We start from the raw sequence: 9,612 nt of genomic DNA, 5'->3' as shown, positions 1-9,612 counted from the left end.
GGGCGGGCGGTGCTGGCCGGCTTTGCGGCCTGCGTCGCCCGCCCCATTTCCGAGACCACAACGACCGACGCCTCGCCGCCTGCCGTTCCCGACCACCTCCCCACCCGCACCCGTCGGGGAAGTCAAGGAGGGGGTCACCCCCTCCTTGCCGCCGGAGGCATCTTCCCTCTTCCCTTCTCCTCTCCTCGTCTTCCCTTCCCTCACCCCTCTACCACGCCCTCGCCTCCAATCCCATCAACTCGCGAAACCTGTCTTCGACGCCGCGCAGGTAGTCCAGGGCGGCGGGGTCGGTTTCGGCCGGGGCGAAGGGGGCGAAGTCCTTGTCGGACATGGGGCTGTAGGGGCCGGGTTTGATTTCGAAGATGGCGGTGTCGGGAGTGAGGGCGATGACGGCGTGCCAGCCGCCGGCCGGGGCGTCCACGGCGTAGGAGCCAGCCGCGGCGTCGAGGACGGCGCAGTCGTCGCGGCCGAAGGAGCCGTCGTCCTGGAAGCAGATGAATCCCATCCTGCCGGAGAGCGCCACGAAGGCTTCGTCCTTGGCCGGATTCCGGTGGCGGTGGGGCCGGACGTAGGTGCCGGGTTGCATGGCGTTGATCATGCGGTGCAGGTTGGCGGCGTCGTCGGCGTGGAAGCGGTGAATTTCGCGGCGGCGGGGGTTTGCAGCCGCATCGCGGCATTTTTGGGCCACGAGCGCCGCATCCGCCACGGTGAACCGGTCATGGTCGGACTGGGTGGCCAGGGGCGAGATGCGGCGCAGGACGGAAACCGCGCGATCAGCCATGCAGGGGGATGCCGGCGGCGGTCAGGCGGTGATAGGCGGCGACGATCTGGCCGGAGAGGCACATGTCGCGAAGCAGGAAGGCGACGATGATGCCCCAGTAACCCCAGCAGCAGACTTTCTTTTCGACGCCTTCGGTCTGGCCGAGCTGGATCTTGAAGAAGGCGAAGCTGACCAGGGCCAGGGGCAGCATGACCCACCAGCGGATGGTGGTGGCCTCGATGAACATGAAGAGCACGAACAGCAGGCCCAGGGCCAGAGCGGCCCAGGTCAGCGGGGAAAACGAGCTGCAGGCGCAGCCGCATTTCTGATCGGACATAGGGTACTCTCCTTTCCGGTTTTCCGACCCTATAGCCACGGAGGCGGCCGGCTGTCCAGAAAAGGCGGCACGATCAGACGAGGCGGGCGTAGGCGGCGGCCAGGGCCTTGCCCACGGCCCGGGGGGAGAAGCGGCCGGCCACGGCGTCCAGGCCGCCCTGCCCCAGGCGGGCGCGAAGGGAGGGGTCGGTCAGGAGCGCAACCAGGGCGCCGGCCAGGGCCTTGGCGTCGCCCGGCGGCACGACCAGGCCGGTCTCGCCGTGGCGATTGACCCAGGGCACGCCCGAGCCGGGGATGTCCGTGGAGACGACCGGCTTGCCGCCGGCCATGGCTTCGAGTTGCACGATGCCGAACATCTCGGCCCGGGAGACGGAAGGCAGGCAGAAGACGTCGCAGGCGGCCAGCCAGGCGGCCAGCTCGGCGTCGGGAATACGGCCGGGGAGGAACACGCGCTGCGAGAGCCCGGCCGCCGCGATGCGCGCGGCCAGGGCGTCGCCGAGGGGGCCTGCGCCGCCGATGACCACGACCGCGTCGCCTGGCAGCATGGCCGCCGCGTCCACGAGCACGTCGAAGCCCTTGTAGGGCACGAGGCGCCCCAGGGCGAAGACCAGGGGCCGGTCGCCGAAACGCGTTTTGATCGCGGCCACGACGGCCGGATCGGCCTGCCGGGGGTCGGCCATGGAGGCGTCCACGCAGAAGGGAACCACCGCGCCCTTGGGGACGATGCGCGCGGCCTGGTTGGAGGCTGAAAGATGCACTGGGCTTGGCGCGATGACCAAGTCGGCCCGGCGGCACAGCCACGTTTCCAACGGCCGGACCAGGGCGGCCAGCGCACCCTTGCCGATGACGTCGCTGTGCCAGGTGAGCGCGATCCTGGCCCCGGGCCGGGCCAGGAAGACGGCCAGGGCGGCCAGGGGATTGGGCAGGTGCAGGTGGAGCACGTCGAATCGCGGAGCCAGGCGCAGGAAGGCGGCCAGATAGGCCGGCGAAAGCGGCTGGGAGGCGACCGAGCGCCAGACCGGCGCGCGGTGCACGGGGCACGGCGCGGCAGCCTCTTCGTAGGGGCCGGGACCGGCGAAGCAGAGCACCTCGACCTCGGCCCCCAGGCGCAGGAGCTCTTCCACGGCCTGGCGCGTGGCCGTTTCCATGCCGCCGGGATCCGGCGGATAGAATTTGCCGACCTGCAGGACCCTCATGGCGCGCAGGCGAAGGCGTCCAGGGCGGCGGTGACCGTGCGGCGCAGGTTCTCGACGCGGCGCAGGGTGAATTCGTTGATGGGGTCGGCGGCGAGGTTTTTCACCAGCCACAAGGCCCCGAGCACCCGGCCGTCCTTGCTGACCAGCGGCAGTTCGAGCTTCATGACCGCCGGCGAGCACAAAAGCTCCTTGTCCGAGCCCCCTTCGCCCTCGCGCCGCCAGCGGTAGACCTCACCGCTTCCGGCCTGGGGCGGCTCGGGACGCAGCCGGCAGGAGGGCGACCCCTCTCCGGCCAGGACCATCTCGGCCATGTCGAAACGCAACTGCTCCAGGGCGGCGGTCATGCGCGTCCAGAGCTGGGCGATGTCGTTCGCCTGGGAAATCTCGATCTGGTGGTTGAGGAAGGTGCGCCGGTCCTTGGCGAGGCCCGTGTCGTCGGAGACGTCGCGCAGCCAGCCGAGGATCTTGTCCACGGCGAAGTAGCTGAAATAGCCGGCCTTGCGCACGAGCAGGACCAGGGCCGCGCCCACGGCCAGAAGGAACAACCCGGCCGGGGCGTTGCGCAGGTTGACCAGCACCAGGGCGGACAGGGCCAGGAAGATGGTGATGCCGTAGATGAAGAGCACCGCCTGGCGCTGGGACCAGCCTCGGCTGAGGAGCTTGTGGTGCACGTGGCGCTTGTCCGGCTCGAACATGTCCCGGCCGCGCATGAAGCGCCGCAGCGGCGCGGTGATGGTGTCGAGCAGCGGCACACCCAGGGCGATGAGCGGCATGAGCAGCGTCGCGCTCACCTGGCTTTTGACCGAACTGGAAACGGACAGGGCCGCCAGCATGTAGCCGAGGAAATAGCTGCCCCCGTCGCCGAGAAAAAGGCTGGCCGGATTGAAGTTGTAGCGCAGGAAACCGAGGGTGGCCCCGGCCATGACCGCGAACAGCGCCGCGGTATGGGCCTCGCCGCGCATGCCGGCCAGCACGGCCTGGACCGCGGTGGCGAAGAAGACCACCCCGGCCGCCAGCCCATCCAGACCGTCGATGAGGTTGATGGCGTTGATGAGCAGCACGAACCAGAAGACCGTGACGGCGTACGAGAGCAGGTCGAAATGGATGATGAAGTTGCCAGGCAGGGCGAAGAAGGCGATGCGCGCCCCGCCGTAGCAAGCCACGCAGGCGGCCGCGATCTGGGCCGCGAGCTTGAGCTTGGACGGCAGGGTCCACTTGTCGTCGGCGAACCCTACGGCGAAGATGATGCACGCGCCGGCATAGACGTAGCACATGCTGCGCTCGTAGAGGATGGCCGCGACCGGGCGCGGCAGCGCCACGGCGGCCAGGGCCAGGCAGGCGAAAAACGTCAGAAAAAGCGCCAGCCCGCCGCTTCGGGGCATGGGCGTGGTGTGCACGGTGCGGGCTTGCGGAATGGCCAGGATGCCAAAGCGCCGCCCAAACCAGCGCGCGGCCGGCGTCAGCAGCAGAGACAGGACCAAGGCGGCCAGGAAAAGGGAGAATATCGGGGTCATACGCTACTTCCGGCCGGCGCGCCGCACTCCCGCCCGCCGACCGGCGCACCATAGGCCATGCCCGCTTCGCCGTCCACAAGGCCCCATGACGGTCCGGCAAGCCTTCGCCAACAGGGAAAGATCAGCGGGAGTCCCCGGAAACCGATTCGCCGCCGAAAAGCTTCCAGCCGAGCATGCCCCAGGTCAGGTTGGAGGCGTCGTAGCCGCCGGCCGTCAGCCGCCGGGCCACGAAGGGCGAACGGTGGCCGGTCATGCACACCACCACCACCGGCCGCTTGGCGTCGAGGCCGAGGTTCGCCGGATCGGCGGTCATGGCGTCGGGCCGGTTGACCGCGCCGGGGATGTGGAACAGGGCGTATTCGGTGGGCGTGCGCACGTCGAGCAGTTGCGGCTTGGCCGCCCCGGCAAGCCTCCCCCGCAACCGCCAGGGCAGCGTCTGCGAAACGCCCGCCGCCAGCCAGCCGATGTCCCAGGCCACGAAGAAGAGCAGGAAAAAAAACAGCAGTCCCTTCATGCCCCACTCCCTATCACCGGGCCAAAAACACCGCCAGCAACGCCCCGACGCCAAGGAGCACGGCGATGACGCCGTTTAACGTAAAGAAAGCCACATTGATGCGCGAGAGGTCGTTTTCGCCGATCAGCCTGTGCTCCACGAGCAGCACCACGGAGCACACGGCCCAGAAGGCGTAATAGATCCAGGACAGCCCGGCGGCGTAGCCGGCCAGGAGGAAGAAGGCGGCCGCGTCCACGTGGGAAAAGGCGGCCAGGCGCAGGGCCGTGCCCACGCCGAACTTCGCCGGCATGGACCACAAGCCCTGGGAGCGGTCGAAGTCCACATCCTGGCAGGCGTAGAGGATGTCGAAGCCGGCCGTCCAGCAGGTCACGCCGCAGCCGAACAGGATCGCGGCCACGGCGAATTCCGGCTTGACCGCCAGCCAGCCGGCCACAGGGGCGAGGCCCAGCACCGAACCCAGCACAAAATGGCACAGCCAGGTGAAGCGCTTGGTCAGGCTGTAAAACGCGCCCCAGACCAGGGCCACGGGCGCGAGCATCAGGCACAGGCTGTTGAGCCCGGCGCAGGCGGCCACGAAGACGACCGCGCAGCCGGCCGTGAACCCCCAGGCCGCCCCGAGGCTCACTTCGCCCGTGACCAGCTCGCGACCCTGGGTGCGGGGATTGACGCGGTCGTAACGCACGTCGGCCAGACGGTTGACGGCCATGGCAAAGGACCGCATGGCCACCATGCCCACGGTCAAAAGCAAAAACGCCCGCCAGCCCGGCCAACCCCCGGCGGCCACGAACAAGCCGATATACGCGAACGGCAACGCGAACACCGAATGCTCAATCTTCACCAACCGCGCCAACGCTGCGATCATACTGCCTCCGGCGTGCCGGGGGGAGAGGAAACCCCCTTTTTGAAAAAAGGGGGTTTCCTCTCCCCCCGGACCCCCCTCACCTTCCCCTAAAAACTTTGACAAAGGGGGGCAAAGATAGACTGAACTCTTAAACTTCGCCCGAAGGGCGACGGGCCTGCGGGGCCGGAATGCGTCCGGCGAGCCTGGAGCGCAGCGACGGCATCGAAAGGCCAATTCCGGCCCCGCCGACGCACTCCCGCCCACGACCACCTGCCCACCCGCTTCCCCATCCTCCGCCTCCCCCATCGAGGGGGTCCGGGGGGCATCATGCCCCCCGGCCGCCGGAGGCATCTTCCTCTTCCCGTCTCCCGTCCCGCCTACCCTACTCCCCTACCCCAGCGTCACGACGCCGTAGTGCTTCTTGCCTTTGCGCAGGATGAGCAGGTCGCCGCCGAGGAAGTCGGCGGCGGCGAGCGCCCGGTCCTCGGCGGTGACGCGGACGTTGTTGATGGAAACGGCGCCGGCCTTGATGTCCTTGCGGGCCTGGGAATTGGAGGGGCAAAGGCCCATGTCGGCCAGGAGCTTGGGCAGGGGCGGCACGTCGGCCAGAGCGGAAAAGGACAGGCCCGGGGCGGCTTCCAGGGCGGCCTTGAGGGTCTTGGGGTCGAGCGTAGCCAGGTCGCCGCCGCCGAAGAGCGCGCCGGTGACGGCTTCGACCTTGGCCAGTTCCGCCTCGCCGTGGATCATGGCCGTGGTTTCGCGGGCCAGGCGCTTCTGGGCGGCGCGCAGATGCGGCTCGGCGGCGGTCTGGGCGGCCAGGGCGTCGATCTCCTCCCGGGTCAGGAAGGTGAAGTAACGCAGGTAGTCGACCACGTCGCGGTCGTCGGCGTTGATCCAGTACTGGTAGAAGGCGTAGGGCGAGGTGAGTTCGGGGTTGAGGTAGACGGCCCCTTTCTCGCTCTTGCCGAATTTCGCGCCCGTGGCCGTGGTGATGAGAGGAAAAGTCAGGGCGAAGGCCTGGTTGCCGGTCTTGCGGCGGATGAGTTCCAGGCCGGCGGTGATGTTGCCGAACTGGTCGCCGCCGCCGATCTGCAGGGTGCAGCCGAGCGCCCGATTGAGGTGCTCGAAGTCCAGGGACTGGAGGATCATGTAGCTGAATTCGGTGTAGGAGATGCCGGTCTCCTCGCGGCCGATGCGCGATTTCACCGAGTCCTTGGCCATCATGTAGTTGATGGTGAAGTGCTTGCCCGTGTCTCGCAGGAAGTCGATGACGGAAAGGGGGCGGGTCCAGTCGAGGTTGTTGACGGGCATGACGTCGCCGTCCACGCCGAGGCGGGCGAAGAAGGCCATGGCCTGGGACTTGATCTTCTCGGCCGAGGCGGCCACGAGGTCGGCGGTCTTGAGCTGGCGTTCCTTGTCCTTGCCGCTGGGGTCGCCGATGAGGCCGGTGGCTCCGCCGAGCAGGAAAAGCGGCTTGTGCCCGGCCTTGGCGAAGCGGGCCAGGGCCAGAAGCGGCACGAGGTTGCCGATGTGCAGGCTGTCGGCCGTGGGGTCGAAGCCGCAGTAGAGCACGCGGCCGGGCGTGTCGAGGTGTTCGCGCAGACCGGCCTCGTCGGAGGTCTGGTGCACGAGGCCGCGCCAGGAGAGTTCGTCGTAGATATTCAAGGCGAATCCTTTTGCAAACGGGGCGGTTGGCGGAGGGACGACGGAATCAGATGTCCTTGCCGGGCACCGGGGGCGGGGCGGCGGAGGGCGCGGCCTTGCCGGTCTTGGGACTGCGCAGGCTGGGCTTGATGCCGCTTATGCGCTCGATGCGCGTCAGGGTGTCCGGGGCGCTGTCGTAGACGTCCACGAGCACGTTGAGGGTGAATTGCCCGTTTTTGATGTCCGTCTCGATGCGGCTGTCGAAGCCGTTCTTCTGGAGATTGCCCTTGAGCGCCTCGGCGTCCTGATACTTGCTGAAGCTGGCCACCTGGTAGGTCTCGTGGGGGCGCTGCCAGTCGTAGACCGTCTCGTCGGCGCAGCCGGCCAGGCACAGGACGGCGACGGCGAGGGCGAAGGCAAGCAGGCGTCGCATGGCGGGTCTCCTCGTCTTTCGTTGCGGAAATGCGTTCAAGCGGCCATCCTCGCGCGCGCGTCTCGCGGGCGCTACTGCTTCGCGCCTAAGCGGCGCTGCTTGTCGTTGTATTCGATGACTTCGGTGCGGCCGTTCTGCTTTTCCGTGACGAGGAGCAGCTTGTCGCCGTCCACGTTGATGTTGACCAGGCGCGAGCACTTGTTGATGCCGGGGGTGACGGCGAAGGTCTTGTCCGCGCCCACGGCCACGAGGTCGTAGGTGATGGGGCATTCGGCGTTGCCGACGCCATGGCGCAGAAGCAGCGCGTCGAAGCCGTCGCCGGGCTCGCCCACGCTCATATACGACTGGGCGGTGAGCGCCGCGCCGGCGGCCTGGTGGATGGACCGGCCGTTTAAGGTGATGGTGGAGGAGCCGCCGTCGCGGATGACCTCCAGGGGCCCGGCCACGGTCATGTAGATGGCCATGCGTTCGGGCGCCGCCCAGGCGGCGGCGGCGACGAGGCAGAGGCAGGCGGCGGCGACGAGGGTCGCGGCGCGGCGCGTGTTCATGGCGATTCCTCCGTTTGCCGGCGGCTGTTGTCCGGATGCCGCCAAGCAGCGATAGTTACGACCTTGCCCGTGGCCGCGTCAACATCGAGCAGAGCTCCTTCCAGTCTCGGCGGCGTGCGGGACACGACGAACCGGGCCGGCAGCCCGGTCAGGTAGCGGGCCACCACCTCCTCGGGGTCCATGCCGAGGGCGGAATCGGCCGGGCCGGTCATGCCGCAGTCGGTCAAAAGCGCCGTGCCGCGCGGCAAAAGCTGGGCGTCGGCGGTCTGGACGTGGGTGTGGGTGCCGAGCACGGCGCTCACCCGGCCGTCCAGGTAATAGGCCAGGGCCTTTTTCTCGGACGTGGCCTCGGCGTGGAAATCGACCAGGCGCAGGCGCACGTCGGCAGGCAGCTCGGCCAGGATGGCGTCGGCGGCCCGGAAGGGGCAGTCCACGGCGTCCATGAACACCCGGCCGAGGAGATTGATGACCGCATAGGGCGGTTTGTCGGCCGGACGGTAGACCCGCCAGCCGCGCCCGGGCGCGCCCGGGGGGTAGTTGGCCGGGCGCAGCATGCGCTCCTCGGCCTCGAGAAAGGGCATGACGTCCTTGTGGCGAAAGACGTGGTTGCCGCCGGTCAACACGTCGATGCCGGCGTCCAGGAGCTGTCGGGCCGCCTTGGCGTTGATGCCGATGCCGCCCGAGGCGTTCTCGCCGTTGGCCACGACCAGGTCGCAGCCCCAGTCCCGGCGGACCTGGCGCAGGCGTTCGAACACCACGGTCCGGCCCGGCCGGCCCACGATGTCGCCGAGAAAAAGTATCCGCATGGCCCGCCCTTTCGCCTTGGTCAGTCCCGGCCGTCCGGGTCGAGGACCCTGGCCGCAAGCAGCAGATCGCCGGCCGGTCCGCCCCCCTGCCCCGGCTCTCCCGCGCCGGGGACCACGATGACGTCGCCCGTGACTGTGGCGGCGGGCACGGTCACGGCGGCGATCCCCGGGCCGAAGGCCCGGCCGGTCCCCCGACAGGCCGTGCAGGGCGCGTGGTCCACGCCCCGGCCGGCGCAGGCCGGGCAGGTGCGGGAAAGCGTCACCGGGCCGAAGGGCTCGGGAATGCTCCCCCGTCCGTCGCAGACCCAGCAGGCGGCCAGGCGCGTGCCGGAGCCCCGGCACGACGGGCAGGCCGCGGCCGGCGCGTTGCCGAGGTGCAGCCGTCCCCCTTCCCGTGCCAGCCTGTCCGGGATGTCCAGGGTCCAGCGGACGTCGGCCCCGCGCCGGGGGCGCCGGGACGGCGCGGCCACGAACAGGGCGTCGCCCTTTCGCGGCGCGACGGGCGCGTCCGGGACTTCGGCGCGCACCACCGGGGCGACCACGCCCCGCGACCGGTCGTAGGCGGCCCGGCGCAGGGGGTCGGCCAGCAGGGCGAAGGCCTGGCCCAGGGCCAGGAAGCGCTCCACGGCCCGGGGATCGTCCGGGTTGACGTCGGGATGGCAGGCCAGGGCCCTGGCCCGGTAGGCCCGCCGGATGGCCGCCTCGTCGGCGTCGTCGGCGACGCCCAGCAGCGCGTAGGGATCGTCCGTCACCATGGCCCTGCCCGAAACCGGGGGACGGTCGCGCCCCCCGGCCTTTGCGACGAGATGTTACTTGGCGAATCCCACGGCGCGCTTCTCGCGGATGACCGTGACGCGGATCTGGCCGGGATAGGTCAGGTTGTCCTCGATGCGCTTGGCGATGTCCTTGCAGAGCAGAAACGTCTTGTCGTCGTCCACGTTCTCGGAATCGACCACCACGCGGATCTCGCGGCCGGCCTGGATGGCGTAGGCCTTGGCCACGCCGTTGAAGTCCAGGGCC

At 69.3% G+C, this 9,612-nt stretch carries 11 protein-coding genes and 1 pseudogene; all 12 read right to left on the bottom strand.

Annotation, left to right across the window (positions count from 1 at the left end; all coding sequences use genetic code 11):
- Positions 1-208: 208 nt before the first annotated feature.
- Complete coding sequence (locus Q1K70_RS21800) at positions 209-781, bottom strand: WbuC family cupin fold metalloprotein (protein WP_300164778.1); 573 nt, start codon at positions 779-781, stop codon at positions 209-211.
- On the bottom strand, positions 774-1,097 hold the full coding sequence (locus Q1K70_RS21795; RefSeq protein WP_300164775.1) for a hypothetical protein: 324 nt from the start codon (positions 1,095-1,097) through the stop codon (positions 774-776). Before Q1K70_RS21795 ends, Q1K70_RS21800 begins: the two co-directional genes overlap by 8 nt.
- A gap of 73 nt (positions 1,098-1,170) precedes the next feature.
- Positions 1,171-2,244 (bottom strand): glycosyltransferase, encoded by a 1,074-nt coding sequence (locus Q1K70_RS21790; protein ID WP_300164772.1) that lies wholly within the window; start codon positions 2,242-2,244, stop codon positions 1,171-1,173.
- 44 nt (positions 2,245-2,288) lie between these two features.
- On the bottom strand, positions 2,289-3,806 hold the full coding sequence (locus tag Q1K70_RS21785) for an MraY family glycosyltransferase (RefSeq protein ID WP_300164769.1): 1,518 nt from the start codon (positions 3,804-3,806) through the stop codon (positions 2,289-2,291).
- Positions 3,807-3,927: 121 nt separating this feature from the next.
- The gene (locus Q1K70_RS21780) at positions 3,928-4,320 is read right to left on the bottom strand and encodes a rhodanese-like domain-containing protein (protein ID WP_300164766.1); all 393 of its coding nucleotides are present in this window, start codon (positions 4,318-4,320) and stop codon (positions 3,928-3,930) included.
- A 13-nt stretch (positions 4,321-4,333) separates the two neighbouring features.
- The gene (locus tag Q1K70_RS21775) at positions 4,334-5,182 is read right to left on the bottom strand and encodes a 4-hydroxybenzoate octaprenyltransferase (protein WP_300164763.1); all 849 of its coding nucleotides are present in this window, start codon (positions 5,180-5,182) and stop codon (positions 4,334-4,336) included.
- A 369-nt stretch (positions 5,183-5,551) separates the two neighbouring features.
- On the bottom strand, positions 5,552-6,826 hold the full coding sequence (gene tyrS / locus Q1K70_RS21770; RefSeq protein ID WP_300164760.1) for a tyrosine--tRNA ligase: 1,275 nt from the start codon (positions 6,824-6,826) through the stop codon (positions 5,552-5,554).
- Between the two features lie 46 nt (positions 6,827-6,872).
- Positions 6,873-7,238, bottom strand: coding sequence for an SPOR domain-containing protein (locus Q1K70_RS21765; RefSeq protein WP_300164757.1), 366 nt, complete (start codon positions 7,236-7,238; stop codon positions 6,873-6,875).
- Between the two features lie 71 nt (positions 7,239-7,309).
- Positions 7,310-7,786, bottom strand: coding sequence for a hypothetical protein (locus Q1K70_RS21760; protein ID WP_300164754.1), 477 nt, complete (start codon positions 7,784-7,786; stop codon positions 7,310-7,312).
- Entirely contained in the window at positions 7,783-8,592 is an 810-nt protein-coding gene (locus Q1K70_RS21755) for a TIGR00282 family metallophosphoesterase (protein WP_300164751.1), read from the bottom strand. The genes Q1K70_RS21760 and Q1K70_RS21755 overlap by 4 nt, the downstream gene beginning before the upstream one ends.
- A gap of 20 nt (positions 8,593-8,612) precedes the next feature.
- On the bottom strand, positions 8,613-9,347 hold the full coding sequence (locus Q1K70_RS21750; protein WP_300164748.1) for a DnaJ domain-containing protein: 735 nt from the start codon (positions 9,345-9,347) through the stop codon (positions 8,613-8,615).
- Positions 9,348-9,401: 54 nt separating this feature from the next.
- Positions 9,402-9,612: pseudogene (locus Q1K70_RS21745) on the bottom strand (ribonuclease Y); the annotation flags it as partial.

The organism is Solidesulfovibrio sp. (assembly GCF_029978005.1).
Classification (GTDB): Bacteria; Desulfobacterota; Desulfovibrionia; order Desulfovibrionales; family Desulfovibrionaceae; genus Solidesulfovibrio.
The sequence above is the reverse complement of the archived record's forward strand: the minus strand, read 5'-3'. Positions and strand labels throughout refer to the sequence as shown.

Coding starts and splice junctions, on each gene's coding strand:
- Q1K70_RS21760 (WP_300164754.1), bottom strand. CDS start 7,786: ATGAACACGCGCCGCGCCGCGACCCTCGTCGCCGCCGCCTGCCTCTGC.
- Q1K70_RS21755 (WP_300164751.1), bottom strand. CDS start 8,592: ATGCGGATACTTTTTCTCGGCGACATCGTGGGCCGGCCGGGCCGGACC.
- Q1K70_RS21790 (WP_300164772.1), bottom strand. CDS start 2,244: ATGGAAACGGCCACGCGCCAGGCCGTGGAAGAGCTCCTGCGCCTGGGG.
- Q1K70_RS21765 (WP_300164757.1), bottom strand. CDS start 7,238: ATGCGACGCCTGCTTGCCTTCGCCCTCGCCGTCGCCGTCCTGTGCCTG.
- Q1K70_RS21750 (WP_300164748.1), bottom strand. CDS start 9,347: ATGGTGACGGACGATCCCTACGCGCTGCTGGGCGTCGCCGACGACGCC.
- Q1K70_RS21800 (WP_300164778.1), bottom strand. CDS start 781: ATGGCTGATCGCGCGGTTTCCGTCCTGCGCCGCATCTCGCCCCTGGCC.
- Q1K70_RS21775 (WP_300164763.1), bottom strand. CDS start 5,182: ATGATCGCAGCGTTGGCGCGGTTGGTGAAGATTGAGCATTCGGTGTTC.
- Q1K70_RS21785 (WP_300164769.1), bottom strand. CDS start 3,806: ATGACCCCGATATTCTCCCTTTTCCTGGCCGCCTTGGTCCTGTCTCTG.
- Q1K70_RS21795 (WP_300164775.1), bottom strand. CDS start 1,097: ATGTCCGATCAGAAATGCGGCTGCGCCTGCAGCTCGTTTTCCCCGCTG.
- Q1K70_RS21780 (WP_300164766.1), bottom strand. CDS start 4,320: ATGAAGGGACTGCTGTTTTTTTTCCTGCTCTTCTTCGTGGCCTGGGAC.